This window comes from Streptococcus sp. SPS1 (assembly GCF_030439915.1).
Lineage (GTDB): Bacteria > Bacillota > Bacilli > Lactobacillales > Streptococcaceae > Streptococcus.
In genome coordinates this window covers 1-17,079 of the sequence record NZ_JAQFJG010000016.1, presented here as the reverse complement: position 1 = coordinate 17,079, position 17,079 = coordinate 1, and the positions used below count along the sequence as shown (strand labels likewise).

General features: G+C 37.8%; 15 protein-coding genes and 3 pseudogenes. 1 reads left to right on the top strand and 17 read right to left on the bottom strand.

Translation table 11 applies throughout. The features are described from left to right. From PCY12_RS09525 to PCY12_RS09515, 3 genes and pseudogenes are all read right to left on the bottom strand, one after another. On the bottom strand, window positions 1–993 hold the full coding sequence (locus PCY12_RS09525; RefSeq protein ID WP_301352688.1) for an ATP-binding cassette domain-containing protein: 993 nt from the start codon (window positions 991–993) through the stop codon (window positions 1–3). A 196-nt stretch (window positions 994–1,189) separates the two neighbouring features. Continuing rightward, on the bottom strand, window positions 1,190–1,357 hold the full coding sequence (locus PCY12_RS09520; protein WP_261062003.1) for a transposon-encoded TnpW family protein: 168 nt from the start codon (window positions 1,355–1,357) through the stop codon (window positions 1,190–1,192). Window positions 1,358–1,534: 177 nt separating this feature from the next. Further along, window positions 1,535–1,912, bottom strand: a pseudogene (locus PCY12_RS09515) (class I SAM-dependent methyltransferase); the annotation flags it as partial. Window positions 1,913–1,988: 76 nt separating this feature from the next. Here PCY12_RS09515 and PCY12_RS09510 point away from each other — a divergent pair. Beyond that, window positions 1,989–2,993: pseudogene (locus PCY12_RS09510) on the top strand (IS30 family transposase). Window positions 2,994–3,216: 223 nt separating this feature from the next. On the opposite strand, the gene PCY12_RS09505 reads toward PCY12_RS09510, so the two are convergent. The 14 genes and pseudogenes from PCY12_RS09505 to PCY12_RS09440 all read right to left on the bottom strand — a co-directional run. Next, window positions 3,217–3,690, bottom strand: coding sequence for a DUF2004 domain-containing protein (locus PCY12_RS09505; RefSeq protein WP_301352686.1), 474 nt, complete (start codon window positions 3,688–3,690; stop codon window positions 3,217–3,219). Between the two features lie 24 nt (window positions 3,691–3,714). Continuing rightward, on the bottom strand, window positions 3,715–4,119 hold the full coding sequence (locus PCY12_RS09500; RefSeq protein ID WP_301352685.1) for a hypothetical protein: 405 nt from the start codon (window positions 4,117–4,119) through the stop codon (window positions 3,715–3,717). A gap of 100 nt (window positions 4,120–4,219) precedes the next feature. Then, a complete protein-coding gene (locus tag PCY12_RS09495; protein ID WP_301352683.1) occupies window positions 4,220–4,612 on the bottom strand; it encodes a hypothetical protein in 393 nt (130 codons plus the stop codon). A gap of 16 nt (window positions 4,613–4,628) precedes the next feature. Continuing rightward, window positions 4,629–5,342: a DUF4241 domain-containing protein gene (locus PCY12_RS09490; RefSeq protein WP_301352681.1), complete on the bottom strand. Its 714-nt coding sequence runs from the start codon at window positions 5,340–5,342 to the stop codon at window positions 4,629–4,631. A gap of 26 nt (window positions 5,343–5,368) precedes the next feature. Further along, entirely contained in the window at window positions 5,369–5,875 is a 507-nt protein-coding gene (locus PCY12_RS09485) for a hypothetical protein (RefSeq protein ID WP_301352679.1), read from the bottom strand. Window positions 5,876–5,945: 70 nt separating this feature from the next. After that, a pseudogene (locus PCY12_RS09480) lies at window positions 5,946–6,875 on the bottom strand (alpha/beta fold hydrolase). A 101-nt stretch (window positions 6,876–6,976) separates the two neighbouring features. Beyond that, the gene (locus PCY12_RS09475; RefSeq protein WP_001019001.1) at window positions 6,977–7,858 is read right to left on the bottom strand and encodes a class II fructose-bisphosphate aldolase; all 882 of its coding nucleotides are present in this window, start codon (window positions 7,856–7,858) and stop codon (window positions 6,977–6,979) included. Between the two features lie 140 nt (window positions 7,859–7,998). Next, window positions 7,999–9,327 (bottom strand): sensor histidine kinase VncS, encoded by a 1,329-nt coding sequence (gene vncS, locus PCY12_RS09470; protein WP_301352677.1) that lies wholly within the window; start codon window positions 9,325–9,327, stop codon window positions 7,999–8,001. Next, entirely contained in the window at window positions 9,324–9,980 is a 657-nt protein-coding gene (vncR, locus tag PCY12_RS09465; protein WP_301352676.1) for a response regulator transcription factor VncR, read from the bottom strand. Before vncR ends, vncS begins: the two co-directional genes overlap by 4 nt. Before the next feature lie 164 nt (window positions 9,981–10,144). Further along, window positions 10,145–12,532, bottom strand: a complete 2,388-nt coding sequence (locus tag PCY12_RS09460; RefSeq protein ID WP_301352675.1) for a LysM peptidoglycan-binding domain-containing protein — start codon at window positions 12,530–12,532, stop codon at window positions 10,145–10,147. Between the two features lie 321 nt (window positions 12,533–12,853). Further along, window positions 12,854–14,233, bottom strand: a complete 1,380-nt coding sequence (gene vex3 / locus PCY12_RS09455) for an ABC transporter permease subunit Vex3 (protein ID WP_301352673.1) — start codon at window positions 14,231–14,233, stop codon at window positions 12,854–12,856. Between the two features lie 55 nt (window positions 14,234–14,288). After that, entirely contained in the window at window positions 14,289–14,936 is a 648-nt protein-coding gene (vex2, locus tag PCY12_RS09450) for an ABC transporter ATP-binding subunit Vex2 (RefSeq protein WP_000173725.1), read from the bottom strand. 12 nt (window positions 14,937–14,948) lie between these two features. Then, entirely contained in the window at window positions 14,949–16,226 is a 1,278-nt protein-coding gene (locus PCY12_RS09445; RefSeq protein ID WP_301352671.1) for an ABC transporter permease, read from the bottom strand. A gap of 167 nt (window positions 16,227–16,393) precedes the next feature. After that, window positions 16,394–17,079: Rib/alpha-like domain-containing protein (locus PCY12_RS09440; RefSeq protein WP_301352669.1), on the bottom strand; the 686-nt coding region annotated here is incomplete at its 5' end.

Sequence of the window (17,079 nt, the reverse complement as noted above, 5' to 3'; positions counted from 1 at the left end):
TTAGAGCTCCTTTCGGTAGAAGCGACGGATAATATCCTCAATATCCGTATCCACCATCTTCAAATCGCGGATTTCAAAATCAGACAGGGTTTGCTTGATAATGTCAGCTGATTGGTAGCGGGAACTATCGAATTCAATATTGAGAGTATTTCCTTGTCTATCAACGGTCATATCAGGCAGGCCTTCATAGTGAGAGACGAGATGACTTTGACCTGGTACCAGTTCAAAAGAGAGAGTCTTCATCTTACCAAAGGTTTCCTTGAGCTGGCTAACCGTCCCATCAAAAATCTCCTGACCCTTGTCAATCATGAAAATTCGATCACAAAGTTGCTCAATGTCGCTCAGGTCGTGGGTGGTCAAGAGAATGGTTGTCTCTTCCTCTTGATTGATCTGAGTAATGGCCCGACGAATGTTGTCCTTGACCGAAACGTCCAAGCCAATGGTCGGCTCATCTAAAAAGAGAACCTTGGGATTGTGGAGCAAGGAAGCCGCTATATCCGCCCGCATCCGTTGTCCCAGTGAAAGAGTCCTCACGGGATCCTTGATAAAATCCTTCAAATCCAAGACTTCATTCAAAAAGTCCATGCGCTTATGAAAGAGCGAGTCTGGCACATCATAAATCTCTTTCAAAACCGTGTAGGTCTCTTGCAGTGCCAAATCCCACCATAGCTGGGTGCGTTGTCCAAAAACAACCCCAATATCTTTGACGTAATCTTGACGATTGTCCTGGGGAATCTTGCCGTTAATCCGACAAAAACCAGATGTCGGTTTCAAAATCCCAGTCAGCATTTTGATGGTTGTCGACTTCCCAGCACCATTAGCCCCGATAAAGCCTAAAATCTGCCCCTTGGGCACCTCAAAGGTCAAATCCTTAACCGCTTCAAAGGTCTGCTTTTCAGGATGAATGAAGGAGCGCAAAGCACCCTTCAAGCCCGGTTCCTTAACAGTCTTCACAAAATTTTTCTGAAGATGTTCCACTTCTATCATTGCCATATCTATCTCCCTATGGTAAGGAATAGCAACATTGTATTTTCCAATACAAGTAATCTAAATCCTTACTTTCTACACCTTCTACATTTTATTGCTACAGAAGGTTTTATACCAACCTATTATAGTCCAATAAAAACTAGAATGCAAGCGTTTGCCTAAAATTTGTGAAATTGAAAATTTTTCTCTTAAAGTGGTATTTTTAATTCAAAATCATCTTTTCATCCAATTTTCTCCTAAGTTCCTTCAGTATTATTCTTGTCAGTCTATCTTGGATTGTTTCAGTTGCATTTTCATTGAAATATACAATAAGCTCATCGGTTGTCTTTCCAATCTTTCTCTTTGTGCTAATATTTTTTAGTTCTTCCAAAAATTCTACTTTCCGTTTTTGAATTTCTGACAACAAAAAAGGAAGTATCTGCAATTTGCTACTTTTACTTCCTCTCTCTAATTTTATTTAATTATTTTACTTCGACAAACTGAGATTTAGATTTTAACCCTTACGGAACATAAAACGGGCCATGCTCTTGAAGTATGTTCTATAAGATTATAATTTAATGCAAAATGTAGCAATATAGTCATTTCCATAACGGGTTAATCTATTTCTTTTATCACATGATTCATAAAAATCTATCATAGCAAGACCATTTTTAAGTTGTCCTCTAATCTGAGTTTCTAAGGTATGTCTAAATTCATATCCATATTCTGGATTTATGGTTATCTTGCCTTCCTCTTCAAGCTCTTTTGAATTAAAAGGGAGTGGAAACTTCAAAAATAATTCCTCATCGGGTTTGTCCCATACAATGTCAGCATTATACATGTATATCCAAGGATTCATAAATCCGACCATTAACAGTCCACCCTTTTTCAATACTCGAGAAGCTTCTTTATACATGTTTTCTAGATCTTCTATAAATGCTGAATTGTAAAATGAAGTGCAACAAAAAAATAACTATCTGATATACTTAAGTCGACGAAAACAAAGCATAGGAGAGATAGTTATGTCTAAACAAAATAATACCACAAAATCATCTTACAATCATCTTTCAGCCATTGAAAGAGGAAATATTGAGTTGCTTCATAAACAAGGAAAATCTCAATCAGAAATTGCACGAGAACTTGGTAGAAATCATTCTACGATTAGTCGTGAATTAAAACGTGGTACTGCTACACAAATGAAGAATCAAAACGAAAAGATCATTTATTACAAGGAATATTTTGCCGAAACTGGACAAGCACGTTATAAAAATAATCGAAAAAATTCTTATTACCTTAAACTAAATAAGACGTCTAAACGGTTTCTAACAAAGTTTACAAAAGAAATGAAGAAAAAAGTTTGTATACATAGTGTTGAATCATTTGTAAAAAGATATGAGAAAGTTTGTGAGGATGAAGTTATTCCAAGTACCAAAACTCTTTATAACTACAGCAATCAAGGATTACTAGAGATTAAACGAATCGATTCACCTCGTGCTACTAGAATGAAACCAAGAACGAAAAAACGTTCATCTACTCATAAACGATTAGCTGGTAAATCCATTGATGAACGTCCTGAGGTTATTCAAACTCGTTCAGAATTTGGACATTGGGAGATTGATTTAATAATAGGGAAGAAATTTATCAATGAAGCTGTTCTACTAACGCTTGTTGAAAGAAAGACTAGATTTGCGATTGCTAGAAAATTACCCTTTAAGTCCGCAGATCTTGTTAATCATGAAATCAATAAAATCGTTACGCAATATCAAGAATTAGATTTTAAAACTATTACAGCTGATAACGGTGTAGAATTTTCTAAATTAGGAGCATTAAAGTGTGTAGAAGATGTATTTTATGCACATCCTTACTCTTCTCATGAAAGAGGCACAAATGAACATTAAGGGCAGTTATTTAATACATTAACAGATGAGGAACTACAGGTATATGTAGCTGCCATCAATCATCGCTCAAGAAAACTATTGGGCTTCTTAAGCTCAAGCGAACTCTTAGAACAGTTAGAAGCGAAATAGACGAATCTTATCAATCAAGTCTATTTGGAAAGAAAAAAAAGCGCCAAAAATTTGGCGCGAACCCCCTAGGGGGTTATTAGTATATTTATTTGTTTTGAATCAAAATACATTGTAAATATGAAGTTAAATTAGGTATATAGGAAAAGTTAGCGTTTGTTGCACTTGACTTGACAATTCACGATATTTTCAAAATGTTCTAATAGTTACCCTTTAATTTTAAATTTTAACTTTCCCAAGAAATATCTATAATATCAAGACTATCATCAAATTTAACAGCTAAAATTTCATCACTTTCTTCTGGAGAAATCATATAATCTACAATCATTACATTCTCTCCATCTGTCCATAATCCAATATTCGTAACTTTCATACATTGTACAAATTCATTTACATCTTCTGGTAAATCAAGTTCTAATTCTTCTTTATGAAATGTAATATATGTATTATCTTCTAATAGATATTCACCTATTACTTTTCTAGCTTTTATGTTATATTCATCAAAATTTTGTAAAAACTTCGTAAAATTATCTAATAATTCTGTTGTGATTTTAGCTGGTTTACCATACCAAAGTGTTGTATTAATTCCATTTACCTCTTCTTCCCACAATACAACAACATCGTTACTAAATCCCATACCATCGTCTAATCCATTTACTAAATCTAATTCTCCAAAAAATTCATGTTTTATTTTTTCCATATTCTACCTCATTACAATTTTTATTTATTCTGTAAATTCACTTGTTACATCTATCCATTTTTCTGCATCAATTTCTTCATCGTTTAAATACTTTTCAAGATAAGAAATAATAGTTTCTGATTTATCAAAGAAAGCTCGATAATGCTTAAAGTTCTTTTTATGTTCATATTTTCTATATTCTATTATGTAAAAATCTAATTCATCTATAGCATTTGCTTCATAATTTAAATTAGACTTAATAAACTTCACTACAAGTTTTAAATCATCGAGTATTCCTATATCTGAATGAACTTGAATATAGTTAGGATTTTTCTTAGAAGTGTCAATGATAGATATCCACTTCTCACTATTTTCTGTAAACAGATTTTTTATAATCTCTTTAATTTCTTCTATATCCGCTTTTTTTATTGCTAATGTATTCTGTATCAAATTTTTTCATTTTATCCCCTAACTTTCATATAGGCTTCGATATTTTTAATATTATATTCTTTAAGTAAAATATTTATCACCACTACAATATTTGTTAATTTTAGCCATCAATTCCTACATCAAAAATATCTTCATACAAGCCCTCAAATTCAATATCTAAAATATGATCATTGTCAATAGTATGCTCCGTAAATGTTAATAATGTTGTATTTCTCATTCTTCTAAATATCGGATTCCCAAGTTTAGGGATAATACTTTCTACAGTTTCTTCGGGAAAACAATATTTAAAAGTATCTGAATTTACACAAGCCAAAGCTATTTTAGGTAAATTCTTCTCATAAAGATTAATTAGCTTGTTAGTAAAATCAATTTCTTCCTGTGTGAAATCGTCTTTATAAATGGTTACATTAATATTTTCATCATCAAATTCATAAGTCGAAACATACTTGGATTCATATAAAATCAAATCTTCTTTATTTAATAAATAGTTCATATATCTCCCTTTGAAATTAATTTATCGGTATATACTCTAAAACAATATCACAAAGATTTCCCTTTTCATCGTACCCAAAATATACAGGATACTGTCCATCTCCAAAACCAGACTGAATCATAGGAATTGATAAATCTGTATTAGGAATTTTAAAGTTTATCCAGTCTCCATCTTCTCTTTGAAATTTTGGATTTTTCATGGCATTTTCTTTAAATTCCTTTGCAAAAAAATCATTATAAATATTTTTTTCAGTATTTTCTTTATACCACTTCTCTACAAAATCACAATATTTATCTCTTGTTTCTACATCAACTATAGTTGCCAATCCTGCATCAACCATAAATCCAAAAATACTTTCATTATCTACACCTTCTAGGTTTTCATCACCTTTTAAAGCTTCGTAATAAATCACAGGCTTATTTTCATTAAATTTTACTCTTGTAAGTACATAACGATAGTGTTCTTCCTTGATTTCTGCTACCAAAGTTTCAATGCTATACTTTCCTCTTGGTACTTTGGTTAAGTAAGGTTTTTCTGCTCTACTCAGCCAAACCAAAGGATCTCTTACCAAAAGTTCTCCCGTAGGAAATATGATTTCTCCCATTTCTAAAACAAATAATTTTTTTCCATGAATTTCATTTTTTTCAAAAACTTCTGCATAGTTCATAGGAGCAACTAATAAATGTTTTACTGTTTCATATTTTTCAATCCATTCTTTTGTTGTATTCATATATACTCCTTTAAAAATTTATCGTTCTACGCTATTCCTAATCTTTCACCACGTATTTTAAAAATAGTATCCACATCCATATCAAACATCTTGCATTTGAAATTTATTTCTTCAAAATAATAGCTCACTTTTTCTTTGTCGAATTCATTTTCTAATTGTTTCCATAAATCTTTAGTTAATACCACAAATGCCAAAGTATCATTCCCAAGACTTTCAATACAAAAACGAATTTCATACTTGGGTTGAATAAACTCATTTATAGATTTAATGGTTGTATCTCTATCCATTTTTTCCTTATATGGTATCATAAATGACTTATCTTTATGTTTTAAATAAATATCTTCTCCATAAGGTTTCCCATTATCTTTTAATACTATTTCTATCTTATCTTCTAGTTTTTCATTCACATAAGAGATGATATCTTCATCATATTCTCTATGATCGACCCATATAAGAGTATCGGATTCTAAAAGTTCTTCAAAATTGTTCGTATCTTCTAAAAAAGATTTTAATCTTATAAATGTATTATCCATAAATTTTCTCCTTATTTACTTTCAAAATAAGATTGTAGAATATAAATTCATAGTTACTTTTCTATGTTAATTATACCATTTTGCATATACCCTTATGATTTTTATAATGATAAAGGTCGTGTGGTACATTCATATATATGACTTTCACATTAGGCTGGTCACTTACAAATTCCTCTGCAAAATGCTGCCATTCTGATTGGCTAAAACTAGTGCGTTCACCGTTAGACACCAGTAATAAGGTGGGAATTTTCAGATTGATGCTTGAGGGAACTTTCTTGGCATTTTCCTTTACCGTTTGGGATTCATGAAGCATGACTTGTGATATCAACTACTTATAAGCTAGAATTTTATATTGTTTTCGTTCAGTTTCAATCAGAGTTGGATTTTTTATATAAAAGGACTCAGGAAAGTAGCGTAATAGGCCAATCTTGCTATTCCAAAATACCACAGTGATTAAGGCCTGATTTTGCTTTAAATTCTCATAACTAGCTGGCAGTGCCCAATCTAACCCAACCAAGGTTTTTACTTCATCAGGATATTTTTCCTGCCAAGCTAAACTCTCAAGACTAGCCATGGAATGAGACAAAATGATAAAAGGACCTTTGACATTTGCTTGTGAAAGAGCTTGACGCGTCTCAGACAAAACCTCTATCACATCTCTTGAATGATTGCTATCATCACTATAACCATATCCTGCTCGCTCCACGATGACTACCTTATACCGTTTCGATAAGGATTCCGATACTTCTTTAAAGTCCAATATAGGAGAAGCAATACCAGCACCTGAGAGAACTACTATAGTCTCAGGACCATTCCCTTCAACGTAAACATTCATTTGATGTCCATCGACGAGAACTTGTTGTCCCATAGGTGTCAGTGAGGCTTTTTCCTTTTCCAAACTGATACGATGAAAGATGAATGTAGCGAGTAAAAACAAAAGAATGAAACTAAGAAAGGCAAGACTACATTGTTTTAGTTTTTTCTTAGCATTATTGTACAAAAAATAAATCCTTTAAGCAACTTAAGATTGGTTCTTCTACAATATATTCACACCAAAAAACCCACCCAATAGGTAGGTTTTATCTGTATTATTCAGCTAGATTAAGCTTTACCTTCTGAACCGAATACGTCGATACGTTCTTCAACTGATGCTTGGATAGCTTTTACACCGTCAGCCAAGAATTTACGTGGGTCGAAGAGTTTTTTCTTGTCGTATTCTGCTTCGTTTGCTTCGTAGTCACGAGCAAATTTACGAGTTGCGTTAGCGAATGCGATTTGGCATTCTGTGTTAACGTTAACTTTAGCAACACCAAGTTTGATAGCTGCTTGGATTTGCTCATCAGGAATACCTGAACCACCGTGCAATACGATTGGGAATCCTGGAAGAGCTTCTGTCAATTTTTGCAAGTGGTCAAGGTCAAGACCTTCCCAGTTTGCTGGGTAAGGACCGTGGATGTTACCGATACCAGCTGCCAAGAAGTCGATACCAGTTTCAACCATTGCTTTAGCGTCTTCGATTGGAGCCAATTCACCTTTACCGATGATTCCGTCCTCTTCACCACCGATAGTACCAACTTCAGCTTCTACTGAGATACCTTTAGCGTGTGCTTTTTCAACAACTTCTTTAGCCAATTTAAGGTTTTCTTCAACTGGAAGGTGTGAACCGTCAAACATGATTGAAGTGTAACCAACTTCGATACACTCAAGTGCATCTTCGTAGTGACCGTGGTCAAGGTGGATAGCTACTGGTACAGTGATCCCCATTGATTCAACAAGGTTAGCGATCAAGTTGCGAGCAACTTTGTAACCACCCATGTATTTAGCAGCACCCATTGAAGTTTGGATCAAAACTGGAGCTTTTTTAGCTTCTGCTGCGCGCAAGATAGCTTGAGTCCACTCAAGGTTGTTTGTGTTAAATCCACCAACTGCATAACCGTTGTCACGAGCTGCTTGGACAAATTTTTCTGCTGAAACGATTGCCATTTTATCAGGCCTCCTGTATATTTTTATGGGTCATCCCATTTACATTGTTCATTTTATCACTTTTTGACAAAAAAATCTAGTTTTTCCCGCAGTTTCGATTGAATTTCTTCTAGCTCCATCTATGTAAACCCTTTCTATCCCTAGTCTTGGGCTACTTTTGGAAAAGCTATGAAGAAGGTTAGACGATTTTCCTCCATCTCGAAACGATAAGCTAATTTTTCATGTTCCAATAGACTCTTAACCACAAAGAGCCCCATCCCAGACCCCTTGACCTTGCGACTAGCATTGTCAGAAAAAGATTGGGCTAGTTTTTCTTGTTCTTCTGGACTGCAGCTATTTTCTATAAAGAATTCCCCTTCTCTTTCTCCAATGCGGACCAAGCCACCTAGAGTGGAGTGCTTAATGGCATTACTAATGAGATTAGACAGAATCAACTTCATGACTGATGGATTTAGATAAGCTTGCTGATGGGTTAAACTATTGTCTACCTGGAGTTCTCTTTCCTTGGCTAGCAAGGCATAATCCTTGACTAGACTTTGCGTCATCTGGAGGAGGTCAATTTCTTCCCTATCATCTCTTAATTCTTGCACAGACGAGAGAGAAAGTATCTGCAGAACGTGGTGATTGAGTTCATCCACAATCCCCAAGGCAACTCCTAGATAGTGGTCTCTATCCTTATAACGACCGACATTTTCTTTCATGTTTTCAATCAGGATTTTGAGGCTAGCCAGCGGTGTTTTCAATTCATGAGAAGCTCCTCGTAGGAATTCGACCTTCATCTTTTCCAGCTGGAGAATGGCTTCATTTTTGTCATGCAAGTCCGCAATGACAGTCAAAAGGTGCTGGTAGAGGCTATTGATTTGTTCTTTGAGATCACCGATCTCATCCTTAGAATCCACGCGCAATCGCACTTGGGCATCCAAATCCATCATCCGACGGGTCACCCGCTTGATTTCCAAAATCGGGGCAACAATGGTCCGAGCGTAGATATAAGCTACCAAAAGAGAAATCAGAAAGGATGCCAGCAAGGTATAGGGAAGAAACTGAAGACTGATTTGCTCTGCTTCCTTTTGTAAATCCATGGAAGCTAGAAACTGGAGAGTCATGGTGCTACCATCTTGCGTTTTCACCTCACGCTCCTCGATAAAGAGGGAGGTAGTCTGGCGGTCTGTGTCCAGAGGAAGATTGTCCTTGACTTCTAACTTATCCTCGGTCATCTCGCCCTTGACGGCCCCCTTGATCTCACTAGTCTGAGAATACAAGTCTAACACTTGCTCGATGCTCTGCCTATCCTTTCCCTCTAGGGATTGGGCAATGGCTGTCGCTTTCTGGCCAATGGTTTCCTGACGATGGCTCAGATAAGTCGAAGGAAAAAGAAAATAAATAGCTAAATGAAGGCAGATAACCAGAACACTAAAAATCGAGAAGGTGTAGATAAATATCTTTGTAAATAAACCTGTTCGTTTCATTTTCGCTCCAATTTATAACCAACATTGCGCACAGTGAGGATACAATCCAAGTCTAGCTTTTTCCGCAGTTCCTTGATATAGACATCAATGACACGGTCAAAAGGAACCTCATCTGTCGCTTTCCAGACCGCATCGATTATCTGAGAACGAGTCAAGGCTCGTCCTTCATTTTTCACTAAATAATCAAGAATTTCCAACTCTTTAGCATTGATAGGCACTTCTTGACCTGCGAGGCTTGCACTGTAGCTTTCAAAGTCCACCTTGGTATCCTTATAGGAGAAGATTCGTCCCGTATCATAATAGCGCTTGAAAATCGCGTCCACCCTTACTTTTAAGAGGGACAGAGAAAAAGGTTTTTCCAGATAGCCATCTGCCAGAGAAGCAAAGGCACTCATCTTGTATTCCTCATCCTGAAAGGCTGTTAACATCAAGACAGGGACTTGGCTGGTTTTGCGAATCTCAGCTAGGACTTCTAGGCCATTAAGCTTGGGCATCTGGATATCCAGTAAAACTAAGGCTACTTCATAGCTGGAAAATTTTTCTAAGGCTTCCTGACCATCCGCCGCCTCAATGGTTTCATAGCCACAATCCGTCAAATAGTCACTGATCCCCTCACGGATCATCTCTTCATCTTCTACAATTAAAATTTTCATACTTTAACTGCTCTCTATTTTTTATTTTTCTTAGAATAAATACCTACTCTATTTTCTATTATAGTCTCTTGCTGGCCTTTTGTCTGTAAGCAACTGACCACTAGATAAAACAAAGAGAGCCTATCGCTCTCTCTGCTTGCATTTGGTTCTCTATGGACTGAAAATTATTTAGTTGATTTTGAAAATGTTACAACGTAATTATAATCTTTCCCATTAGCTTGATAGACATAGTCCTCTTTGAAAGTATAGCCGTGGTTGCGCAACTCTTCTTTCTTAGCATCAACTTGGCTCTTGACCGCTGCTTTCACCTGTTCATTTGTTGAACCAGCTGCGACTTCAAGAGGAGTTCCATTGATATCTCCTAAGAAACCTGCAATATCCTTCATTTGATCAAAGTTATAAAAAACATTGACTTTAACCTTTTGAGGAGCTGGCTGTTCTATACTTCTACGATTTCTGCTAGCGCGTGGTTGAACTGCTGGAGCCATTCTGAAACCTGAAGTTCCTGTAACCTCCTTAGTGAATGTGACTACGTAGTTATAATTTTTCACAGTAGTATCTTGTTCAAAAATAATGTCATTTTTCACATGATACCTTCTAGCAGCTAGGTCTTTTATCTTGGCTTGAATTTTTTCTTTTACTAGCTCTTTTGCCTGTGCTTCACTCGTTCCAGCAGGAATTGTGACAGTGTTATTTTCTCCCGGGTCAGATAGGAAACCATGAATATCTGGCATTCCAGCGAAGTTATAACTAATATTTACGGTTCCATCTGGTTCTGATGTTGAACGTGCTACTCTTCTTGCTCTTGCTTGAACCGATGGGGCATTTCTGGGGCCTGTAGTCCCTTCTGAAGTTGATGAAGGTTGTGGTTGGGCTGTTGGTGCTGATGAGTTATCTGTTCCTTCTGCTGAGGCTGGTTGCGTTGCTCCTGAAGGTGCTTCTCCTGAACCGTGACCTATTGCTGTACTACCACCTTCAATCGTAGTTCCATCATTACGTCCATTTGATAAATTATCCTTATCAAAATTTGGTTTTGTATATTTTTCACCAGCTATTTTAAGAGAATTAATTATATTTTGATGTTTTTCTGTAAGTATTAATGCCTCTTCTTCATCTTTAGCATTTTTAATGTCATCTACTGCATTCTTTCTTAACTCATATAATTTTGCTTTTAATTTTTCTTTTTCATCTGAATTTTCAATCTTTTCAATTTCCGCTAATTTAATATTAACAACTTCGTCAATATTTTCTCTTATGCTATCCTGTTTAGTTTCCTCTAATAACTTTTCTTCTTCAGTTTTCGGCGCTGGAGTAGTTGGCTCTTCCGCTTTCGGTGCTGGAGTCGATGGCTTCTCTTCTTTCGGTGCTGGAGTCACTGGCTCTTCCGCTTTCGGTGCTGGAGTAGTTGGCTCTTCAACTTTCGGCGTTGGAGTTTCTGCATTTGGTTCAGCTGGTTTAGCTACCTCTGGCTCTGCTACTTTCGCTTCAGTTGATTCTGTTGGAGCTTCTGCTTTTGGTGTAGCTGGTTTTACTGCCTCTGGCTCTGTTGCTTTTGCTTCAGCCGGTTTGGCTACCTCTGGCTCTGTTGCTTTTGCTTCAGTTGATTCTGTTGGAGCTTCTGCTTTTGGTGTAACTGGTTTTGCTACCTCTGGTTTTGCTACCTCTGGTTCTGTTGCTTTTGCTTCAGTTGATTCTACTGGAGCTTCCGTTTTTGGCGTAGCTGGGTTTGCTACCTCTGGCTCTGCTACTTTCGCTTCAGTTGATTCTACTGGAGCTTCCGTTTTTGGTGTAGCTGGGTTTGCTACCTCTGGTTCTGTTGCTTTTGCTTCAGTTGATTCTGTTGGAGCTTCTGCTTTTGGTGTAGCTGGTTTCGCTACCTCTGGTTCTGTTGCTTTTGCTTCAGTTGATTCTGCTGGAGCTTCTGTTGCTTCTTTAACTTCTGGGCTTGTCTCTGCTGGTGCTTCTGAGGCAGGCTTTTCACCCGATTCTTTCGCTCTTTCCACTACTGGAGCTGATACAGGCTGATAGACTGGGCTATAGTTCACAGCCATTTTTTCAACTTTCTCAGTGACATCTGTTAATTCAAAAGTAACAGCTTTGGTCTCTTTGTCTTTCTTGAGCAAGACTTCGTAAGTGCGAACTTCGCCACTTGCACCACTTTCTTTGATGACAATCTTGTGTTTTGTGACTGTATCTGAAACTGTTTCAGCTTCAGTAAAGTACAATTCATTATGTGGTAAGAATAAATTCTTGCCTGAAGCTTGATTCATTTCTTGGAGTACATCTACAGGGATATTACTTGCTTCGCTGATAACACTTAATGTATCTCCCCACTTAATGACATACTTAAATAAATCACCTTCTTTTTGAAGGTCAGCTTTTACTTCTGCAACTGTTCTGGCTACCCAGACACCATCTTGTTCACTGGCTGACACAGTTGGAGCTAAAAAGCCCAGACCTAGCAAAATGACACCTGTCGCAACAATTGCACCCGTTCTTAATTTTCTAAAACCACGGAGGGACAAGCTTCCTCTAACATTTGTTTGTCTCATAATGTTTATTTTTCCTCACTATTCTATATTTTCCAAAGTAGACCCTGCCTAGGTCTACTAGCCTATGTTTGCGATATGGATAGGCTTCTACAGATTTATCTATCTATTTCCAAGATAAGATTTCTATGGATTTTTATGCACAATTCCATATATAAGTTACGAAACTCCTTTCTAATAAATTCCATAACTTTAGTATATCATATTTAACACTAAAGTACAAAGAAAGCAACTGAAAGCAATGATTTTCACCACTGCTTTCTGCTTCATGTATCATTTTAAAACTTTCAGTTGCTAGCCTCATTTTTCAGTCTAGTATCAGTATTATTCACCATCCAGCAAAAGCTCTTTTGGTTGTTTTCTAAGGAGATTGCTTGAAGCAAGCGCCATAACGAGAACCACTAGAACCAAGGCTAGGACAAAGACGATGATAAAGTCTGATGTCTGAATGGAAATGTCTAAGCTCGACAAGGTCTTGCTAAAGCCATCTACTTCTGCACCACCACCAAGGTTAGAGGCTTGAGCCGCCTTGCTAGCCTGTTTGGCAACACCTGAAGTCACATTGGCAAGAACAGTATTTCCAATCGCACGAGCTGTGTAGTTGGCTAGGAAGTAAGCAGAAACAAGAGCAGGGATGGCAATCAAGATGGATTCGGTGATAAATTGACCCAAGATACTTGCCTGCTTGAGACCGATAGAGAGGAGAATTCCCACTTCCTTGCGACGGGCATTGATCCAAAGGCTGAGCAAGAGGGCAAGGAGAAGGACTGAGAAGCTCAAGCTACCCCAGAAGAGGAGGTTGGCCATCTTGTACATACCAGAGATGGATTGCTCAAGAGCTGGGTAGTTAGAGGAGCTCTTCACCAGTGTGTAGCTCTTCCAGTTGATGCCACTGATGCCACTCAACTCTTTCATAACATCATCCAAGTTCTTGTCCGCTGTTACAAAGAAGGTTGCGTCCCCATAAATAGCTGTGTCTTCTGTGTATCCATAAAGTTTAGCAGCCGTATGGATATCTGTGATAGCTGTATTTTCATAGAGTTCTTGCGAGTAGGTTACTGCCGACTTGTTGTGACCATCAAAGAGTCCCTTGATTGTCACTTCGACTGTTTCCTTGGCACCTTTTTCATTGTCAGCATCATAGACATTGGAGTCCAACTTGACCTTATCCCCGACTTTCCAGCCGTGTTTGGCTGCCAAGTCCTTATGCATGAGGATCTTGTTCTTATCATCGTTGGTTAGGTGCTCACCTTCGACCAGCTTATAAGAACCAGAGACAAACTTGTCTTCTTTAGAGGAGTCATTGACACCTGTAATCATCAAGCTGCTTCCAAAATGTTTGGCACGGTCAGGTGTTAGATTTTTCTTGGTATCTGGTGTTTCGATAAGTTCATAGCCAGTCAAATCTCCGATAGCGTTGATGCGTTTCACATAAGACTCGATGGCCTTGTTTTCGGTGATTTTTTTGATGTCCTCACCCTTGATATTCCCAGCACCACGTGGCGTTCCTTGATTGACGCGACGATTGATTTGCATGGAGAAGCTGTTGGTGATATTTTTAAAAGTCTCCTGAGAAGCCTTGGCAGTAGCTCCCTTGATCGACAAGCCGACTAAACTCAAGCTCGCCATGAGGAGAATAATCAGGAAGATGACAATCGATTTGAAAAACTTCCTTGTAACATAGGCAAATGCGTTGTGTAACATAGGTTCCCTTTCTAGATGTTGTTCTATTTTATAGTTCTAACAGAAAAAGCTCATATTATTTCGTAGTATTGCGAGTTTCAGTCAGTTTCTTATCCTTCAACTCAAGTGTAATATCTGATGCTTGTGCCACTTCTTTGCTGTGAGTTACGACGATGACACATTTACCTGTTTTCTGGGCAAGTGATTTGAGCAGTTCGACAATATCTCCAGCAGTTTTAGGGTCCAGATTTCCCGTTGGCTCATCCGCTAGAATAACTGGAGCTTCTGAGACCAAACTACGAGCAATGGCAACACGTTGCTGTTGACCGCCTGATAACTGGAGAACATTTCGCTTGATCTGACTTTCATCCAAACCAAGCTCAAGCAGTGTATCCTTGCTTGCCTTTTTGTTGACCAAGCGGATATTTTCCAGTGGAGAAAGATAATCTATCAAGTTATAATTTTGAAAAACCAAGGAAATATGGTGCATACGATGGTAAGAATAGCCCTTCTTACGAATATCCTCTCCTTGAAAAAGGATAGAACCTTCAACCGGACTATCTAGACCAGCAAGTAGGGACAAGAGAGTGGATTTCCCTGCTCCTGACTCACCAATAATACTGTAAAATTTCCCGGGTTCAAAATTATAATTGATCTGATATAAAACTGCCTCAGCAGTGTTCTTATAACGGTAGGTAAGATCTTGTAATTGTAATAAAGTCATGATTTCTCCTTCTTAACTAATAGATGATAAAATTTCTTTCGGTGATTTTCTAAATAAGAATAGGAAACAAAGGGCTACAGATAAGCAACTAAGCAGAACTAGAAAAACATAGGATTCTGCAAAAGATAAGATGCTAGTTGATAAACTGCTTGCTTTGGCTAGTGTATCTTGTAAGCTTGCCTGATCTCCACTTGCTAGTAGAGTTTGGAGTAGGTAAGTTGTGATTCCGTTTCCTGCAACAAATGCTGGAAGCAAAGCACCAAGAGATACCAAAACTACCTCTAAACAGAACTGTAGAAAGATTGAGCTCTTGCCTTTTCCAAGTGCCAGTAAAATTCCCACTTCGTAGACCCTTTCTCTCAACCAGAGAGACAAAACAAGAATTAAGGCCCCTGCTCCTGCTATCAACATCCCATAAAGGAAGATGGTCAGAAAGGTTTGGAAGGTAGCAACTGAGTCTTTGATTTGTTCAAAAGCCTTGTTTTCCTTTTCGACTTGATAGCCTTGATTTTCCAAAGACAAGTTTTCTACCTGCTTCATGAGTCCGTCCATTTCCTTAGGATTTTCTACATAGAAGCGAGCTGCACTGACTAGAGATTCACCATTTCCCAAAAGGCTTTGGCTACTTTCATAGTCTGTAAAGACCTGGTTTTCACTGAAGTCGGAAGACAAGCCTGTAAATTTCTCTTGTTTTTTACCAGAGAAGATGCCGACGATTTCAAACTCGACAGTTTGTCCTTTACCAGCTTCTGACTGTCCAGCATCTAAGCGAAGCTTGTCATGAAGCGAAAGACCGTTCTTCTTAGCCAACTCTTCGTGGATCAGAATTTTATTGGAATCCCCTTTTTGAAGGTGTCGCCCTTCTTTTAGATTGAAAGCCGAACTAGTAAAAGTAACATCCTTGGCTGAATCTTCAAGAGCCGTTAAGCTAACCAAGTTCTTGTCCGCAGCTGACAAATCATCACGCTCCACGCTCTGCTCGCCACTCACCGCTTCCTTGTCTTTTAGTTTTGCAATCGTCTCCAGTTCAGGAGAAACATTTTCCAGTCCCTTAATCTTGCTTACAGATACTAGGTCCGACAGCTTGAAAGTCTGACCACTTTCTATCTTCTTAATAGAAAAAGATGTGTTGAGTGATTTGTAAAGATTGGTTTCCACTGTTTTATTGGACTTCATCAGAGTCAAACAGGCTGAAATTCCGCCTAATAGGACCAATAAAATCAGAAATAAAATAAAACTTCTCAGTCGTTTTCTGCTGACATAAGCCCAAGCTCTTTGGATTGGATTCATTTGTCACCTCCATATTTGTAAGACTATTATAAAACCCAAATATGAAATGTTTATGAAATACGAAAAAAGAACTAGAATTCTCACAAATGAGTGATTTTTCTAGTTCTTTTTGATTTACAAAGACTTTATGCAGGAAAAGCTACTAAGGATCAGATGAGATCCTCTATTTAAGCTTCCTCTTCATCGTCTTTTTTCTTTTTGGCAAATAGCAAACCAAATGCGCCAAGAAGAGAGAGAACTCCGAATGCACCTGTAGCACGGTCTTCTTGTGTACCAGTATTTGGCAATACTGCTTGTGGTTGAGAAACTGATGGATTCGTTTCTGACACTTCATTCGGCAATTGAGCAGGTACTTCAACTGTTTGACTTGGTTGAGCAGCTTGCACCTCAGCAGGGGTAACAGTATTCGGTCTAGGATTCGTATCGTCAGATGGTGTAGCTGGTCTTTGTTGACCGTCACCTGTTGGTCTAGCTGGACTCACTTTTCTTACGATTACAGTAACCGGAACTTCATCTGTTGTTCCATCTGGATACGTTACGATAACTGTTCCTGGTTTGTTTCCTGGTGTTGCTGTGTCTGGTGTTGCATCAGCTTTCCAACTATATCTTGTTCCTGCTGGTAATCCTGATGTATCTACACTTGTTTCCGCATCTGGAACTGCGTTATGGCTGACTTCTTGGTTTGGAGTCTTCGCACCTGGATTGTATTCGTCTTTTTGTTCTTTGACGATTACAGTAACCGGAACTTCATCTGTTGTTCCATCTGGATACGTTACGATAACTGTTCCTGGTTTGTTTCCTGGTGTTGCTGTGTCTGGTGTTGCATCAGCTTTCCAACTATATCTTGTTCCTG